This is a genomic window from Bdellovibrionales bacterium, assembly GCA_016716765.1.
Taxonomy (GTDB): Bacteria; Bdellovibrionota; Bdellovibrionia; order Bdellovibrionales; family UBA1609; genus JADJVA01.
Genome location: JADJVA010000020.1, coordinates 95,067 through 111,232, shown reverse-complemented (window position 1 = coordinate 111,232; position 16,166 = coordinate 95,067). Strand labels below are relative to the sequence as shown.

Sequence of the window (16,166 nt, the reverse complement as noted above, 5' to 3'; positions counted from 1 at the left end):
CTTTGATATGATCCCTAGGCTTTTTTTCGAACATCGCTGACTTTGTTCAAATACTCATTTTCCTTTCTGAGTTCTCGAACCTCAAGCTCCAGTTCTTCATAGGTTTTCGCGCCGCTCGCAGCGGCGCGACCTGATTGCGCTTCGATTTTCCATCGACGAATATTTGCCGGATTTATACCTAGATCTTGTGAGGCCTTTGTTGTTCCCATTTTCTCTGCTAAATCAATGGCTTCGGCCTTATACTCTTCTGAAAAAACCCTTCTCTTTGAACTCATTGTTATCTCCCATCGGTTTGTTTAAACCGCTCGAAGAAAACTGTCCACTATTTTTGGGGAACTCTACTGAGTACCCTCTGAGTAATAGGTTTTACGCAATAAAACTAATACCCTGAAGGAGACTCAGTCATGACCATCGTGCACCGACGATCGTATCTCAACCAGATCCGCCTGCGCTATCAAAATGGCACCAAAAAAGAAAAGGGTAAGATATTGGACGAGTTTTGTGCTGTGTGTAGTTACACGAGAAAATATGCTATCAGGATCTGTCGTGGGAAAATTCAACCCAGACTTAAAAAACCAGGCCGTCAAGCCAAGTACACGGGAGGACGTTTTCTGTTTTATCTAACAGAGCTCTGGGAGCTAATGGGGCGCTTGAATTCGAAGTCCATGAAGGTGGCTATCCCTGTTTGGCTCCCTTTCTGTAAAGACATACCAGCAGAGTTTAAATTGATGCTTGTAGAAGTTAGTCCAGCCACTATTGACCGTCTTTTGAAGCCGCAAAGAGGGGCCAAACCGAAGGCCCGATCCAGTACTCGACCGTCGCTGATCAAAAATAAAATTCCTCTAAAGCTTTTAGATCGAGAGGTGCGCATTTCCTCAAATTAAATGTAACCGAAGGCATGTTGATCGAGCCACAGGGAGCCAGAGCTTTTCTTGTAGCTTTTCAAGACGGTAAAATGGAAGAGAGGACTTATAGTGAAGAATGGCTATCATGGCTTTGGCTTGTGCGTCGATTTTATCCTCTCCTTTTCCAATAATCTCAGTCTCAAATATTTTGCCACACAGGTGGCAGCGAAGTTTCTGGGTCTTATGAATGGGTCTTGCATCCGACTTCGGCCAGAATTTAAAAACCACGTTTGGTCTTATGATTTTGTATCGGAGCAAACCCACGATGGTCGAAAGATAAAGATACTAAACATCATTGATGAATATACGCGTGAATGTTTAGCGTCCCATGTGGCGCGCAGAATCAGATCCAAGGACGTGATATTAAATTTGGCCGACTTGTGTTTGAAACATGGGATACCGAAGCATGTGCGTTCGGACAACGGGCCAGAATTTATCGCAAAAAATTAGTGGCATGGATGAAAAGCACTTGAATTGCAACCGCTGTTCATCCAGGCTGGTAGCCCCAGGGAAAACGGATATTGCGAATCGTTCAATGGAAAGATGAGGTATGAATTATTGGATGGGGAGATTTTCTACTCGCTGCTTGAAGCCAAGATCATCATCGATGAGATGGCGGGTGCATTACAATACGAAAAGACCACACAGCAGCTTGGGCGGAAGGCCACCGGCCCAAGAGACTTTTCAACCAACACTTAAGTCGCTTGTGCAGGAATTATTAACAAAGTAAGTGGTAGTAAAACTCCCGGCCGGTCAAGTCGGGTGAGAATCTTCCTCAGTCCAGTGGGGAAAAATGATCTCGTCAAACCGGAAGAATGATTTCATCGGATTCGAATCTTCACCCAGCCTGAGGATTAATTTTATCCTTGAGATCATCTAGTTCCCTCACTTCGCACTTGGGATTGACTCGGCGAAGAAGTTCCCCAAATTCCGTGAAAAAAAGTGTCAGATTTGTTGATGAGTGATCTGACCTCAGGAAAATCCAACTGAAATCACTCTTAACTGCCTCATCTTTGATAGATTCCACTTCATCAACTAGATTTATTTCTAGGTATTTGCAGTTACTGATCGGAAAACAGCGGGAGTTGGTGGAACCACAAAGAGAAAAGGAATACTCCTCTCCGGAGGAGTTAAATTCAATTCCAATATAGTAATTGGCCTCAGAAAAGCCAATGTCGGCAATTTGGAGTCGCACTCCATCGCCAACAGCTACCACAGAAGAAAAAAATAGACCCAGGATAAAGTACTTCACAGCTCACCTCTTGGAGGTTATCTTACAGCAAACATCATGCCGAAGGCAATTTCAGAGACCGCGCCATTAATAAAGTCGATTCTCATTTTTTAAGGGCCTCTCTCGCAAGTTGAAAAGGATATGGCTTATCACAACAAAGGACAACCTGGATGCGAAGATGGGGTTAATAAATTGAATTACCTTGAGTTTCCACCGTCCAGTCTTCTCAGACCATTTGTACAGTGTTACTGGATGATGCGATTAACATATTCCGGGGCGTCTCCGAGTTCCCATCAGGTACTTCCCGATGGATGCATGGACATTATTTTCGACCTGAGAGGCGAGGGAGTCGAAGTGATTGGAACAATGACTCGCGCCATAGAGATCGAGTCCGCAAGTGGTCTCGATCTCTGTGGGATCAGATTTAAACCTGGAGGGATATATCCCTTCACTCGGATTGATGCTTCTGAATTCACGGATAACTCCGCACCGGCTAACGACGTATTAGATTCGTGGATTCACATGACTTTAGATGAGCTGGCGGCTTGTCAAACCGACCAGAAGCGCGCCGACTATCTCAACTTTTTGCTAGAGAATCGGTTGGTAGGCTGTGACCAAATGGATTTTCATTTCTTGAAATTCCTTTCAGATATCTCCGAGAATAATCGATTTGTTTCCAGAGTCGAGCAGGTTCTTCCGATGATCGGGATGAGCCAGCGGACTTTGGAGCGACATTTTCAAAGGCAGGTTGGAATCAGCGCAAAGAAGTATCTATCCATTTTTCGCCTTCGGCGACTTTTAAGGGAACTTGGAAAGATAGAGTCTCCAATTGAATGGACGAACTTAGCTCTCAGGCACGGATACTACGACCAGGCTCACTTCATTCATGAGTTCAAAGGAATCACAGGGACAACGCCGACTCATTTTTTGTTACGAGATCCAACCTTGTCGAATTTTTACAATACAAACTCTCGGTCGAAATGCTAGCTTGGGTCACTGTTTAGGAGGTAGCTTATGTCAATTTCAAAGATAACACCCATTCTCGTTGTGGAATCCGTCGAGTTAAACCTGCCGTTTTGGCGAGATCAGTTAGGATACAAAGTCGTTCATTCGGTTCCTCACGAAAAGGAAATGGGCTTTGTCATTTTGAATCTCGATGAATCAGAGGTTATGCTGCAGTCAGTTTCAAGTTTGAAAAAGGATTTGAAATTCTCAGAAGTAAAGGCAGGAGACGTGCTCTTGTACGCTGATGTCAAGTCATTGGATAAAACAGTCGCGGCATCCAAGGATGGCAAGATTCTGATTCCCAAAAGAACAACCGATTATGGAGCCACTGAAGCCTGGATGAAAACCCCATCCGGAACAGTCCTAGGGTTTGCCGAATTCAAGAAATTGCAATCAAAGTAAAATGCTATGAAAATATACTTACCTTTTCTCCGATTCGTCTTTGTTAATTGCAACAACCAAAATTGGAGCAGCCAGGATTGCTCCTGCTGAGCCAAAAATAAATGGCCAAGTTGAACCCACCAGATCGACTGCGAGAGTTTTTCCAACACCTTCAGTTGCGCCCATGTAAATTCCATAGAATAAAAAAGCTAATAGTGGTCCAACTGCGGTTCCAAGCGTATCCATTCCTCGATGTAACCCAAATGCAGCTCCTCGCATATCGGGAACTATCGAGTCTGCAATTATGGGATCCCTCGGAGCAGATCTCAGAGAGTTCCTTCAATACGACAGTGGGATTCTGCGCAATGGTGTTTTGGATTTTCCCTTCCATCTCTATTCTCTATTCTCTATTCTCTATTCTCTATTTTTTGACGATCTGAGCATGAAATAACATGAGGTCAACCATGAGAAGAGTTTTTGATGTTTTTTCATATGAATTCTTTGAGAGGCATAAATGCCATGATGACCCGAAAAGTAATAACTCATGAAACACGCAACAAAAGCGAATGGGCCAATGCGGTAGCCGAAAATCTCCATGGCCATTAAGGTGCAGGCAATTGGCGTATTGGAAGCTCCTCCAAAAACAGCGGCGAATCCGACAGCGGCAAGAAGGGAAAAGGAGATTGGCAAAATGATCGCAAGGGCGCTTCCGAGCGTTGTCCCAATAAAGACGAGTGGAATGAATTCACCCCCCTTAAATCCAGTTCCTATCGTTAGAGATGTGAAAATAGATTTGAGTAAGGGCTCGTTAAATCCCACTTGATTCGTTAAAGCTTCCTGGATGTAGGGGATTCCGAGGCCCACGTACCGATAGGTACCTTCAAGATAAAAAAGAGTCACAACTAGGAATCCGCCAATGAGCGGCTTCAAAGGAGGATAGGATATGAATCGTTTCGCGGTTCTTTCCACAAGATGAGTACTCATGGCAAAAAGTTTGGCTGAGATGCCAAACGCAATTCCCGCAACTCCGACAAAGAAAAGAGTTTTCGCATCAACCGAAGGAATCTCAACAGACGGAAATTGGGAATGAGGAGCTTGAAGAAGATGTGAAACACCGAATCCAACAAAGGAGGCGACGAAACACTCAAACCAGGCAAAAAGCCTGAGCTTACCGACATTAATCACTTCCATGCCGAACACCACTCCGGCCCATGGTGCGCCAACGGCTGTACCAAATCCAGCTCCAGCTCCTGCGGCGAGTAGAATCTTTCGCTCCTCAGGCTCGATTCTAAAGAAATGTGTCAGTTGATCCGAAAGCGAGGCTCCCATCTGTACCGCTGTTCCTTCGCGACCTGCTGAACCACCAAACAAATGCGTAAGGATTGTTCCCACAAGAATAAAGGGGGCCATATGGACGGGAATTACTTTCTTTGGATCATGGATTTCATCGAGAATCAGATTATTTCCTGCTGCCACATTTTTGCCAAAATGGTGATAGGTCCATCCGATAAAAAAGCCAGCAAGGGGGAGCGCCCAGATAATAACAGGCGCCTTATCGCGAGTGTTTGTAGCCCATTCAAGAGAAATCAGAAAAACAGATGATGCTATACCTGCAAGAACTCCGCTAATGGCACTGAAGAATGTCCAGCGGAGATGGCGGTTAATTGGTTTTGATTCGGGGTTTTTCAAGACGCATTCCCACCTCTAGTTTGGTAGGAGCCATCAGCACGACCTCGTTGCGAGCGGCGGTTAAGGCAGACCCCATTGCCTGTTCCGTCGATTTTAGATGTGTTTATTCGCAATTGCAATGAGTTGAAATCTTGCGTCATTGCAATCGGAGCATGGGCAAGGGACGGTCTTATAAGGATCATATTGACCTCTATGCGGATTATCATAACCACCAGATCATCTCACGATGAAGGCTTCGAAAAGAAAGGCACCCCTGATGTTTGGAACAACAATCAAGCAGACCAGTTTATGTCGTTCTTGTTTTCACTCAGAGTGAATTTTTCACAGCAACCCATCTGAGGTGTGCTGTTTTCAGCTTTCTTTAAAGAAGGCTGTGGCATGATTGGTGCTTTATGTTCGCTCACCTATGTTGTCTGTTATTCCTATGGAGGCTTGGAACTCATGAAATGGATATTCTGTTTAGTTGCTTTCGGTGTGGGATTGTTTTTTTACAATAGCCAATGTCATGCTAAAGGGGGTAAATCGGGTCCACCTGCTCATTTCAGTGTCGGAGATACTTTTCTGTTGGATTTGGACTATGGAGATATGGAAGTAGGGGATCAGAAACAGGAAGCAACAGCCGAAATTCAGTTAAATCAAGAGGTTAGTCGTCGATATCCGCAGGCTCAGTTCGGATCTTATGTTATCGAAAAAGTGGACATAGTGGCCAAATCATCTGATGGAAAGGCTCAAGCTGAGCTTTTGTTGGACCTGAACTCGCTGACCATTAAATCAATACCCAAGGCGCGTGGATCTTTCTTGTCTAAACAACTTGAAAGCTATGATCAGGTCGAGCTCGTAAATGCAGAAGACGTCGATCAGGGGGGGGCATGGGAAATCCAGTTGAGGGGGCATTTTATTATTCATAGTGCTGTTCTTCATCTTAAGGTAATCAACGAGAATTTTGGAAGCTTGCGGATTGATTCAGATTCATCGCAGGTTGCGGAGTCCGCACCCGAGCTAGCGTCGGAGCCCGAACTGGTGCAGGAGCCCGAACTGGTGCAGGAGCCCGAACTTGTGCAGGAGCCTGAACTGGTGCCTGAGCCCGAACTGGTGCAGGAGCCTGAAATTATGCCTGAACCCGAAATTGAGCCTGTGTCTGATCCTAAGTTGCAAAGAGATAATGAAGTGGAGATTGCTGCCCCGCCTAAAAAAGCCGCCCACCCTGAAGCTATTCCCCCTCGAAAAAATATGGGGGTGACACTTGTTTCTGTAATTCCAAAAGAGCAATCTCAGCCGTATCACGAGGTTTCTCTAGATTTAGGCCTTGACGAAATTTTTGGCCAGAGCCAGCGTCGGGTTTCATTTCCAGTAAATAAAAACAATATTGTTGGAATAAAGATTTCGTGTGTTGCTGGATCAACAGAGATAATTGAGGTTGTTGCTGTGCTTCGGGACGGAAGCAGACGTTCGCTGTCAGAGCTCCATGGTCCTATAATGAGTGGTGACGAACTTGTGGTTGATTTAGGTTTTGCAATCCCGATTAAAGAAATTCTTGTCGTTTCACAGGGGCGCGGGAGAAGAGCTGGTGATTTGGCCAGATATCAACTGACGGCCATCCAGTTGCAACGATGAGTGACTTTTGGTCGGCGCGCGGAGGGACGCGCCCATTTATCGACCATTTATAGTTTGAAAGCAGAATTTTGTGGGGCTCCTAACGGAGCCTGATGAGGTTCGTGCAATCCCATCCTTGGAGGGCCTACCAATTCCGGAAGATGGCTCTCCAGGTTTTGTTTTCTTGACGCGTCTAGGGCGGCTGTCACGGATTGAAAGTGGGAGAAAGTCCAGCGACCTGAGGGAGGGAATTTTAAATGTTCAACAATTGAATCCAATGTCGCCGCAAAACTTTCTCGCGCATAAGAGGGGGCTGCTGAGAGCCAATCGACTCTTTTCTTTGCAATAGTTTGTGTGACTTCTTGTTTCAGATTTGGGGGGAGATTGCGAATGTCATAGTAGCTGGGATTGTTTAGAATAGTGAGATTGGGGACGTTGCCGACTCCAGGCAAATCAAGCGACTGAATCCAGTCGATGAGCTCGTGTAGTCTCAAAATGTTGTAAATCTGTACAGTCACGTTAAACTGGATGACAAAAGGAGAGTCCTTCGCCCATGTTGAGATTTCATGTACGCGATCGACAATCTTTGCCCATTTGCTTGGGTAGCGAATGTAGTCGTTCAGTTCGCCGTAAGCATCAACACTCACGTAAAAGAAAACTCTTTTGAAAGTTTGCAAGCACTTCAGTAGATCCTGATTGAGGACTGTAAGGTTTGTGTTAAAAGAAACTTCCGTGCTACGAGAAATGCCCGTTCTTTGTAGTTCCTTTAAGAGTTCCAGCGTCTCAGGAATAATGAGAGGTTCTCCTCCAGCCACATGAAAATTCCTGATATGGGGAAGGAGTGCCTTGAGAAAGGGTTTGAAATTTTCTCTCCGATACCAGTCATATTTATAGCGCCATCTAATAAAAATGAGTTTTTCCCAGGTCAACTTGACCCGGTTCCATTCAAGAGACCATTTTCTACTTGCTCTCGGATTGCACATGCGACAAACAAGATTGCAAAAGTTTCCAAGTCGGAGATCTAGGTAAGAGGGAAGAATTGTCGTTCGTCCACGTTTATTAGTGCTTTTTATGATTTCAGCAATTCTGTCAGCAAATCGCCAGTTTTCGATTTGTCGTCTGCTTCTTCCACCGCACTTTTCTACGATTTTGCATCTGGAGCAAGCAGCAGGCCACCTGCCCTTTAGCATCTGTCGCCGAACTCTCATGAGGCTTGAGGCATTTTGAACTTTGTCTGGATCAGTCGTGTTGCTCACCTTTAGAATTCTTCCAAAGGTGGAACGAATCGAATTGCCATACTCTTCAGAGGTACAACAAATTTGATGTTCACCACCAAGATTAATAAAACGTTGGATCCAAGGCAGAACGCAGAAAGATTCCGATATTTTCGGGGGGAGTTGGTCCTCCAAAGTGGCGCTTTGGTCAATAGTCTCCTCTGGAGTCATTGCATCAACGTTCGTGCCCACGAATAAATCTCCATCTTAAGGTGAAATACGAGATGTGGTGTCGGTTCACTTGGTGTACTCTGAAGTGGCCCGTGCCCGTGCTCGTGCCAACAAAATCTAGTTAAGTTTTAATCCGGGGCTATTGTGGCAATTTTTGATGGAGAGATCAAACCCATATTTTATCGGCTTTCATGACGATGGTAGTCGATTTGTTGCGGACGAAAAGGATGAAGTCAAACATGCGGCTCTGGCTAGAAATGCGCAATGTGGAACTGCGGTGGTCCTGTGTTCTTTTTGCGTATGCCTCATTGTTTGCCCTTGGTTTTTTAGATAATGCTCGTGGTCCTTTTTTTCCCTTAGTGCTACAAGACCTTCACCTGACGGATACCTCAGGCTCTTGGCTATTTTCTGTGACCTCTCTGCTGAGCTTTATGGCGAGCTACTCCTGTCGGTGGTTGATTCCGTTGGCGGGATCGATTCGCGTTTTGCGGGGAAGTTTATTTTTTATGGGTCTTGGATTTGTGGGTTTGGGTCTTGGCGGAAACTATATTTCTGTCCTGGTCGCCTCCGGAGTTCTAGGAATTGGTCAGGGAATTGGATCGGTTGCTCAGCACGTGCTTATTCAGGAAAGTTCACCAGAATCGCATTGGAGACGCCTTTTTTCTGGCCTTCACAGCAATTATGGGATGGCCTCCTTTTTAGCTCCTCTCATCTTCTCCTATGCTATCGGGCTAAATTATCCCTGGACCAAGATTGTTTTTTTGTTTAGCGGGATTCCCTTTATAATATTATTTTTTTCGCTTTTTCACTTTTCCAGAGGAAGAGGATTGCGAAATTCAACCCTAAGCTCATCTCCTGATAAGGGCATCAAAGGCATTAATGGCATTGGACAGGAAAGTTCTTCGGAGGGCAAAGGTGAGGGCAGAGGAGAGAGCAAATCAAATGGGGGATTTCAAAGAAATCTGAGCCTTTGGATGGCCATGATATTGGCAACCTACCTTGTTGGAGAGCTGTCACTGACCACGCGAATGGTGCTTTATCTGAAGCGAGTAACCCAATGGTCGGACGCGAGTTCGGCAAATGCCCTCACTTGTTTTTTTCTTTTGATGTTTTTGAGTCGACTTGTTTTTTTTGTGGGTCCCGGTTTACTCAAGAGCTCCAGTCGTCATGTGCTCTCATATTGTCTGATTTTTTCTACCCTCTTTTACGGCCTGGGGCTCAGTTATCATCCCGTCTTCTTAATTTTATGCGGCCTGAGCTTGGGGCCCTTTTTTCCTGTGTTCATTGAAACGATTGCTCAAGTTTTTGGAAAACAGGCAAGTCGCGCATTTTCGGTCGCGATATCTTTTGGAACCTTGATGACCGTCATAATGCATTATGGATTGGGCCGCCTCAGCGATAAGATGGGGATTCAGGTTGCATTGTGGCTGGGTCCTGTGGCTTTGCTCTTTTCGTTTCTCATTTTATCAATTCTTGTAACCAAAAATCCATTGTCCCATTTGCGAAACTTGACGTCTAAGCCATAGATCTGAAAAGCGTAAATCGGTTTTTCGCTCATCTGCCTTGTCTGATCCATTTTCTTGTAGGCGGGTGGTCGTGGATCCGTACTGAGACATTCTCTGATGGCATGGAGAATTTCTGAAGCGGGCATTTCGAGCGAGTCTGATTTTTCGTAGGCGAAGAGTTCTTCCATCGCAGAGGATAAGAATTCTGTTGGGCAGCATGAATCGGCTTGGTGATTCAGCCATCCAGAGGAGGCTTCTGGATAAGAGTCCCACTGAGGGATATAAGGCTTTATATCCAATACAGGTGTACCCTCGACCATATCTAAGCCACTGATCAATATCCGGTCGACTTCAATCGACAAAATTTGAACGACAGTCATACCTATCGCATTTGGTCGATGAGGGCTCCGCGAGGCAAAAACCCCTGATTTTTTTCCTCCCAATCGAGGAGGGTGAACCTTCTTGAGAAGAGTTTTATTTTTATTCTGATGAAATAGCCAGAGGACCCACAAGTGAGAAAAGGATTCCAGTCCGGCGGTCATGGCAGGCCCGTCAATGTGCGCTGAAAAACAAATAGCGCCATGACTGTGAGGAGAAATTCGACCCTGTTTTGGCACTCCAAACTTTTCCGGGAAACAGGACTGGATATGCCCGATCGGGCTCATAGAAATAGAATGGGACATCAAATCAAGTTTCCTTCTTGAAAAGGCATACATATCAAGAACGAAGCAACAATCAAGAAAATCAGTTAATATTTAGTGAGTGACCTGACCTGGTTGGGTCTCGACAAATTGACGAAGAAGACGATGGTGTCCTCGCTGTAGTCCGATAAATCGCAGACCAAGCCCGGCTGGATAGTGGCCTGATTCGTAGTTTCTTCGCACGATCTGAGCTGAGCAGCTAATTCGATTGAGAGTTCCGATAGTGAATTTGACATTTATCACATCTCCCTCACGCATCGGATACTCAAATTCGCTCCAGTCGTCGACCTGGACGAAAGCTCCGGTTTTAGACAGATCAAAGGTTCTCATGTCTATGCTCGATCCTCGAACGGGCTCAAGGGTCATGGGAAGGGAAATGGCTTTTCTGACAGCCTGAAGCCACCAGCGCTGCTGGGGATTTTTTATAAGATTCCAAACAACGGGAAGCGATACAAACCCGCAAAGCAAAGCAAATAGCAAGGTCGCCACCCAGGTCGTTGAGGGGGAGAAATCAAGCCCGACAGACGCAACCACCCAATTGTTCCAACCTATGGCTATGAGAGAGAGAGGAAGGCTCAGCGAGAGCCAGCGCGAAGCGCGAAGGATGAATGGGATATTGAGGACAAGGGAGAGAGCGACGAGGAGATTCAACAAAGAGATTTTTGTCATCATTTGAACGAGTTCATCAATGGCGTGCCCATAAAGGAGAGCCACTTGCACAGGCAGTGAGACAATGATGCATAAAAATATGATGGCGATTGCAAGGAGGATTTTAGGGCGATTTCGCATAGAGATCCTCTCGATTTGAAAAATGGTAACAGTAACTGCTCACTCGACCAACGTACTTTCGTGCCTCCATTAAATTCTCTGAGGCCAAGAAGTTTTGATTATTTTCAAGTATGGCCTTTTTTACACGTGAAGCGCCTGACTGGTAGGAAGCCAGAATAATTTGAGTGGCGAGTTGCTTTGGAAACGCGGATTTCTCCTTGAGTTGTGAAAAGACAGGATCGCCCGCCCAATAATCGACAAGATAATTAAGGAATGTCAGTCCTCCGCGGAGCGATAATTCAGGATTGAGGCGCCAATCATCTCTGGCCGTGAGCTTTCCTGCGTTAATCAGGCCCTTAACAATTCCGGCGGGAAAGCGGCTGATCGAGGCAGACCTGGGCCACAGTGGTTGAAAACGAGCGATTTCCAAATCCGCGATAGGAGTCACTTGGGTGAGTCCAATGGCTTTTGCCCAACTGATGGCTTGAGGATTGAATGCTGATTCCTGCGCGACGAGGCCCGCAAGAAGGCTCGGATTAAAATTGAAGTCGCGAGACAGTCTGTCGATTCTGTCGAGTAGATTGGCTGAAAGAGTAAAGTCCTCGGTAGTTGCAATCTGCTGAATATGATCTATATGGCATTCGGGAGGCAACCAAGACCGAATAACAGGAGGTTGATTTGGGCTTGTGAAATAGGCGAATTGAATATGGTTATCCTTTTCAGCTCGAACCCTCAGATTTTTAAATTCCAGAGTCCATTCCTTGCGGGAGATGGATTCTACCTCATTGACAGTCGGTACGAGCTGGTGGGTGACTTCATAGCCATTGTAATAGACTCGCCAGCGTGAGCTCTCAGCAATGCCTTTGGGGTCAAATATAACAACTTTGAGGTCTCGGCGACCATGAAGCACCTGGCGATTGGGGAACAATTCGATTCTTGGGGGTGATGGAGCTGGCGCATAAAAGCCCTGCTTGTCCATCTTTGTTTTTGAAGGGGAAGGGGATTGCATGCTTGGATCGGCTGCCGGATCGGCTGCCGGATCGGCTGCCGGATCAACTTTTAACTGAGAAGAGGTCGTCAGGTGATGGATTGCCCCAAAAGGAGAAGTCGGTCCAACGCAGCCCCAACTACTTAGAATTAAGGCGAAAATTGGCAAAATTTTCAATTCCTTAACCAAACTAAAAAAATCATCTGTTTGCGTATTTTCCACCGTATATATCTATCGGAGGATTGCGCCGGGTGATGAGTCTTGCAGCAGAATCCAAATCAAAAATTAGTGGTGTGGGCCTTTGGCTTTCTTGGATGTTGAGCGCATAATGGTATTGCAGTCATTGGCCAAAAGATGTGCAAAATAGTCCCTTCTCTTTTTGAGAGGTAGAGTGTGTCAAAATATCTTCATGGTTACACCTCGCAAGAGCAAGCTCGATTGGAAGACCAGGCCCGCCTTCTTGAACCCTATGTTTATGAAGGAGTGGAGTTCAAGAGAGAAACAAGCTTGCTTGAGGTGGGATGTGGCATTGGTGCGCAAAGTAAAATTCTTTTGAAGAGATTTTCTTCGATTAAACAATTGGTGGGTATCGATATTTCCGAAGACCAGCTCAGAGTAGCGAGAGCGACCTTGGCCCAGGAGCTTCTGGACAACCGGCTTGAGCTTCATCAGTCCGATGCCAGAGACCTCGCGATTCTTAAGGGACGGACTTTTGATGGAGCCTTTTTATGTTGGTTTTTAGAGCATGTGCCGGACCCTCTCGCTGTTCTTCGAGAATTGAGAAAATATTTGATCCCCGGTTCGGAAGTCATACTGTCGGAAGTGAATAATTCTAGTTTTTTTGTTGATCCTTATAGTCCGGCTATTTTGCGGTACTGGATCGAGTTCAATGATTATCAGTGGTCGATCAAAGGGCACCCCTATGTGGGAGTTCAGATGGGAAATCTTTTGATGCAGGCAGGGTACAAAAACATTGTGACAGAACACCGTAGTCTTCATTTTGACGCTCGTCAGCCACACGTTCGCGAGAGGTTTTTCTCTTATTTTCGGGATCTGCTATTAAGTGCGGCTCCCGCCTTGATAAATGCTGGCCGCATTGCTCCTGACCTGGTAGAAGACGTTAGAAAAGAGTTTTTAGCCGTTCAGGGCGAGCCCTACAGCGTGCTGTTTTACTCTTGGGTCAGAGGCAGAGCAGAGTCTTGATTTTGAAAAGGGGCTGCTGCGCTGATAAAAATCAAGCGTAGAGAGAATAGCGATTTGAAAACCTCAAAAATTCCCGTATTACGCCGAAGTCTTCTTCTTCTCTCATCTTTGCTTGCTATCTATGCCTTGGTTAGATTAATTTTTTACGTTTATAACAGGGATCTATTCGCTGGCTTTTCAAATAAAGAGGTGGCTGAGTCTTTTCTACTGGGTTTAAGGTTTGATTTGGTTGCAATCGTTCTTTCAAATCTTCCGGTGTTTATTTTTTTTTCCTTACCGAGCAAATGGCAACAGAATAGCTACCTAAAGGCTTTGGCCCTTTCCTTTTTTGTTGTTGTAAATTTGTTGTTTATCTCTTTGAATTTGGCTGATATCGAGCTCTATCAATTGACGGGCAAAAGAAGCACGATAGAATTTCTGAAATTAGCCGGAGATATCCAGAATCAAGCCGTTCAAGTGATTGTGTATTATTGGTATTTGTCGCTTGCGGCGGTGGTATTGACCTATTTGTTATACCGGACTTTTCCTGCATTCGTTTCTTCCAAAAAATATCGAAGAGTTCATCCCATTTTTGAATACCTTATCTTGGCAAGCCTGTTGGCCTTATCTGCGCGTGGTGGTTGGCAGCTCAAACCTTTGAAATCGACGAATGCTTTCATTTTTTCCAAAGACGAACTGGGGATCTTAGCGCTGAATTCTACCTTTACCATGATACGATCAAAAGGGACTCAGATCCGTCGGCGCGTTGAGAGTCTTTCGAAAGGTGAGTTGGATAAATATCTCCCCACAAATGTAACCTGGGCGTCCGCTCCGACTCATGAGAATGTGGTGTTGATTATTCTCGAGAGCTTTGCGCTCGAGTTTGTTGGCGCCGCCAATAGAGGCAAGGGATACACTCCTTTTTTTGATGAACTATCTGCGAGAGGAATGCTTTTTAAGAATGGGTTTGCAAATGGGCGGAGATCCATCGAAGCCATACCGAGTTTGCTTTCAGGAATTCCGAGTCTGTTGCCCGATCCCTTTATCACATCTGATTTTTCATCAAATCGCATCGAAGGCCTTGGAAGCGTATTACGAAGAGAGGGATATACGACAGGCTTTTTTCATGGAGCTGAAAATGGGACAATGTATTTTGATAGCTTTTCTCAGAGAGCTGGCTTTCAGCATTATTTTGGCTTGAATGAGTATCCTCAAAAGGAGGATTCTGACGGACACTGGGGGATTTTTGACGAGCCCTATTTTCAGTTTGCGGTGAGAGAAATTGATAAGATGCGGGAGCCGTTTGCTTCGGTTATATTCTCATTGAGCTCTCATCAACCATTTAGTGTTCCGAAGGAGTACGCGGGGCGTTTCCCAAAGGGAACTTTAGAGATTCACGAGAGTATTGGATACACAGATTTCTCACTTCGGAAATTTTTTAGTGAAGCAGAAAAGCGACCCTGGTTTCATCATACGCTTTTCGTGATCACAGCTGACCACACAACTAAATCAGATCAAGCCTCATATAGTGATAGTTTGGGACATTTCCGAGTACCTATCTTTTTTTACCGGCCCGGAGGAAAACTTCCTCTGGTAGATATTGAACAGGTCGTGCAGCATGTCGATGTCCCCTTGTCTGTCATGCAGTTATTGGGTGTTCGGCCAGAAAAATGGACGAGATTTGGCCGATCAATTTTCTCTCGCCAACCGGAGTGGGTGATGAATCGAACTGAAGCGGGATATTGGTATCTAGACAAAGATGGACTGATTAAGTCAGATGAAAATGGGGACCGAACTGAGTTTTATACGCCTCAAGGGGGACGAGTTCTTGCGGTAGGAAATAGTTTGGTTGAAAAGAAAAGAGGCCAACTTGACCTCCGTTTGCGCGCACTGCTTCAGTATTTTTTTAATGGAATGCTTGAGAACAAGCTGTTGGTTGAGAGTTCTGGTGATACGGGACATTAATGCAATTGGAGAATATCGATGAAATATGGAGATTTGAGTAAGGCATCCCGGTGTGCTGTGAATTTGGTCTTTGTCGCGTTCAGCGGTTTTATTTTGATCTCTTGTACACCCCCAGATAAGCCGTTTGACTCCAAGGAATCGAAAGGGCATCGCGTGACACCTTTGTCTGTTCCGGAGAATTCGATTTCTGGTTACTCTTACTTTTTGATTGGACGATTGATGCAAGCGAGATCTTTGTTGGAGAGCGCTATTCAGCGGGAAGCTGATCCTTCCAAAGTTGCAAGCGAGAGTGCGCTCAGCGCTGTGGAGCTGATGGGGGTTGTGCGCTGTCGTCCTCAGAAAATTCTGAGTTCTTTGAAGCCTGACCAGGATGTTTACTATTGGAAATACTCGGATTGCAAGGGCTCTGACGGCCGCGTCGAGGCTCTTGTCTCGGGTGAAGGTCGTTTTGTTCGAAAGAGACAAAACGATATCCTGGACTCCCTGAGTTTTCGGAGCCAAGGGCTCAAGGTATATCTGCGTCCCCGAAAGGATGTACAGACCGTGCTTGGCAAGAGAGCAGAGATTGATGAAGAGGTGGAGTTACATGTGGATCGCTTGCGGACTAAAGAGGTGCCTGATGACAATGGCGTCATTCATCGAGAACAAATTTACAGTTTCTATTTTCAGAGTGCTCCTGAGTCGAGGGTTTTTCAAGATCTTGTTATGGGGGATCGCTCAGCGAGAGAGAATCTCACAGAGGGTTTTCAGATTTTTTGGTATTTTTGTTGTTCGCGAGGGCAGGGTCATTTCTTTTTCTGAGGGAGAA

Annotated in this window: 18 protein-coding genes; 10 read left to right on the top strand and 8 right to left on the bottom strand. The window is 45.5% G+C overall.

Annotated features, from left to right (window positions below; all coding sequences use genetic code 11):
* Window positions 1-14: 14 nt before the first annotated feature.
* The gene (locus tag IPL83_09325; protein ID MBK9039345.1) at window positions 15-275 is read right to left on the bottom strand and encodes a transposase; all 261 of its coding nucleotides are present in this window, start codon (window positions 273-275) and stop codon (window positions 15-17) included.
* Between the two features lie 129 nt (window positions 276-404).
* Here IPL83_09325 and IPL83_09320 point away from each other — a divergent pair, with 129 nt between their 5' ends.
* The 3 genes from IPL83_09320 to IPL83_09310 all read left to right on the top strand — a co-directional run bounded on the left by IPL83_09320 (window position 405) and on the right by IPL83_09310 (window position 1,604).
* Window positions 405-884: a hypothetical protein gene (locus tag IPL83_09320; GenBank protein MBK9039344.1), complete on the top strand. Its 480-nt coding sequence runs from the start codon at window positions 405-407 to the stop codon at window positions 882-884.
* Window positions 885-974: 90 nt separating this feature from the next.
* The gene (locus IPL83_09315; GenBank protein ID MBK9039343.1) at window positions 975-1,355 is read left to right on the top strand and encodes a transposase family protein; all 381 of its coding nucleotides are present in this window, start codon (window positions 975-977) and stop codon (window positions 1,353-1,355) included.
* Between the two features lie 24 nt (window positions 1,356-1,379).
* On the top strand, window positions 1,380-1,604 hold the full coding sequence (locus IPL83_09310; protein MBK9039342.1) for a transposase: 225 nt from the start codon (window positions 1,380-1,382) through the stop codon (window positions 1,602-1,604).
* 139 nt (window positions 1,605-1,743) lie between these two features.
* Here IPL83_09310 and IPL83_09305 read toward each other — a convergent pair whose 3' ends face one another.
* Window positions 1,744-2,157, bottom strand: a complete 414-nt coding sequence (locus tag IPL83_09305; protein MBK9039341.1) for a hypothetical protein — start codon at window positions 2,155-2,157, stop codon at window positions 1,744-1,746.
* 120 nt (window positions 2,158-2,277) lie between these two features.
* Here IPL83_09305 and IPL83_09300 point away from each other — a divergent pair, with 120 nt between their 5' ends.
* Window positions 2,278-3,123, top strand: coding sequence for an AraC family transcriptional regulator (locus IPL83_09300; GenBank protein MBK9039340.1), 846 nt, complete (start codon window positions 2,278-2,280; stop codon window positions 3,121-3,123).
* Window positions 3,124-3,150: 27 nt separating this feature from the next.
* On the top strand, window positions 3,151-3,543 hold the full coding sequence (locus IPL83_09295; GenBank protein ID MBK9039339.1) for a hypothetical protein: 393 nt from the start codon (window positions 3,151-3,153) through the stop codon (window positions 3,541-3,543).
* A gap of 18 nt (window positions 3,544-3,561) precedes the next feature.
* Here the strand turns inward: IPL83_09295 and IPL83_09290 are convergent, their stop codons facing one another.
* Window positions 3,562-3,768: a hypothetical protein gene (locus IPL83_09290; GenBank protein MBK9039338.1), complete on the bottom strand. Its 207-nt coding sequence runs from the start codon at window positions 3,766-3,768 to the stop codon at window positions 3,562-3,564.
* A gap of 168 nt (window positions 3,769-3,936) precedes the next feature.
* Complete coding sequence (locus IPL83_09285) at window positions 3,937-5,187, bottom strand: chloride channel protein (protein ID MBK9039337.1); 1,251 nt, start codon at window positions 5,185-5,187, stop codon at window positions 3,937-3,939.
* 402 nt (window positions 5,188-5,589) lie between these two features.
* On the opposite strand from IPL83_09285, the gene IPL83_09280 reads away from it, so the two are divergent.
* Window positions 5,590-6,825, top strand: coding sequence for a procyclic acidic repetitive family protein (locus IPL83_09280; GenBank protein MBK9039336.1), 1,236 nt, complete (start codon window positions 5,590-5,592; stop codon window positions 6,823-6,825).
* A gap of 47 nt (window positions 6,826-6,872) precedes the next feature.
* Here IPL83_09280 and IPL83_09275 read toward each other — a convergent pair whose 3' ends face one another.
* Entirely contained in the window at window positions 6,873-8,270 is a 1,398-nt protein-coding gene (locus IPL83_09275) for a radical SAM protein (GenBank protein ID MBK9039335.1), read from the bottom strand.
* 218 nt (window positions 8,271-8,488) lie between these two features.
* Between IPL83_09275 and IPL83_09270 the strand changes: the two genes are divergently transcribed.
* Window positions 8,489-9,775 carry an MFS transporter gene (locus IPL83_09270; GenBank protein MBK9039334.1) on the top strand — a complete coding sequence of 429 codons (1,287 nt, stop codon included), beginning with the start codon at window positions 8,489-8,491 and terminating at the stop codon, window positions 9,773-9,775.
* On the opposite strand, the gene tsaA is transcribed toward IPL83_09270, so the two are convergent.
* The 3 genes from tsaA to IPL83_09255 form a co-directional block, all read right to left on the bottom strand.
* On the bottom strand, window positions 9,661-10,437 hold the full coding sequence (gene tsaA, locus IPL83_09265) for a tRNA (N6-threonylcarbamoyladenosine(37)-N6)-methyltransferase TrmO (protein ID MBK9039333.1): 777 nt from the start codon (window positions 10,435-10,437) through the stop codon (window positions 9,661-9,663). The two genes, IPL83_09270 and tsaA, sit on opposite strands and share 115 nt — an antisense overlap.
* A 72-nt stretch (window positions 10,438-10,509) precedes the next feature.
* The gene (locus IPL83_09260; GenBank protein MBK9039332.1) at window positions 10,510-11,244 is read right to left on the bottom strand and encodes a PilZ domain-containing protein; all 735 of its coding nucleotides are present in this window, start codon (window positions 11,242-11,244) and stop codon (window positions 10,510-10,512) included.
* Window positions 11,228-12,433 carry a transglycosylase SLT domain-containing protein gene (locus tag IPL83_09255; protein MBK9039331.1) on the bottom strand — a complete coding sequence of 402 codons (1,206 nt, stop codon included), beginning with the start codon at window positions 12,431-12,433 and terminating at the stop codon, window positions 11,228-11,230. The genes IPL83_09260 and IPL83_09255 overlap by 17 nt, the downstream gene beginning before the upstream one ends.
* A 171-nt stretch (window positions 12,434-12,604) precedes the next feature.
* On the opposite strand from IPL83_09255, the gene IPL83_09250 reads away from it, so the two are divergent.
* The 3 genes from IPL83_09250 to IPL83_09240 are packed head-to-tail and all read left to right on the top strand — an operon-like array spanning window position 12,605 to window position 16,159.
* Window positions 12,605-13,414 carry a class I SAM-dependent methyltransferase gene (locus IPL83_09250; protein MBK9039330.1) on the top strand — a complete coding sequence of 270 codons (810 nt, stop codon included), beginning with the start codon at window positions 12,605-12,607 and terminating at the stop codon, window positions 13,412-13,414.
* A gap of 54 nt (window positions 13,415-13,468) precedes the next feature.
* Entirely contained in the window at window positions 13,469-15,358 is a 1,890-nt protein-coding gene (locus IPL83_09245; protein ID MBK9039329.1) for an LTA synthase family protein, read from the top strand.
* 18 nt (window positions 15,359-15,376) lie between these two features.
* Complete coding sequence (locus tag IPL83_09240; GenBank protein ID MBK9039328.1) at window positions 15,377-16,159, top strand: hypothetical protein; 783 nt, start codon at window positions 15,377-15,379, stop codon at window positions 16,157-16,159.
* The last annotated feature ends 7 nt before the right edge of the window (window positions 16,160-16,166 follow it).

Excerpts from the sequence above, each read along its gene's own strand:
- IPL83_09325 (MBK9039345.1), bottom strand. The coding sequence starts at position 275 with ATGAGTTCAAAGAGAAGGGTTTTTTCAGAAGAGTATAAGGCCGAAGCC.
- IPL83_09320 (MBK9039344.1), top strand. The coding sequence starts at position 405 with ATGACCATCGTGCACCGACGATCGTATCTCAACCAGATCCGCCTGCGC.
- IPL83_09300 (MBK9039340.1), top strand. The coding sequence starts at position 2,278 with ATGGCTTATCACAACAAAGGACAACCTGGATGCGAAGATGGGGTTAAT.
- IPL83_09295 (MBK9039339.1), top strand. The coding sequence starts at position 3,151 with ATGTCAATTTCAAAGATAACACCCATTCTCGTTGTGGAATCCGTCGAG.
- IPL83_09290 (MBK9039338.1), bottom strand. The coding sequence starts at position 3,768 with ATGGATACGCTTGGAACCGCAGTTGGACCACTATTAGCTTTTTTATTC.
- IPL83_09280 (MBK9039336.1), top strand. The coding sequence starts at position 5,590 with ATGATTGGTGCTTTATGTTCGCTCACCTATGTTGTCTGTTATTCCTAT.
- IPL83_09270 (MBK9039334.1), top strand. The coding sequence starts at position 8,489 with ATGCGGCTCTGGCTAGAAATGCGCAATGTGGAACTGCGGTGGTCCTGT.
- tsaA (MBK9039333.1), bottom strand. The coding sequence starts at position 10,437 with ATGTCCCATTCTATTTCTATGAGCCCGATCGGGCATATCCAGTCCTGT.
- IPL83_09260 (MBK9039332.1), bottom strand. The coding sequence starts at position 11,244 with ATGCGAAATCGCCCTAAAATCCTCCTTGCAATCGCCATCATATTTTTA.
- IPL83_09240 (MBK9039328.1), top strand. The coding sequence starts at position 15,377 with ATGAAATATGGAGATTTGAGTAAGGCATCCCGGTGTGCTGTGAATTTG.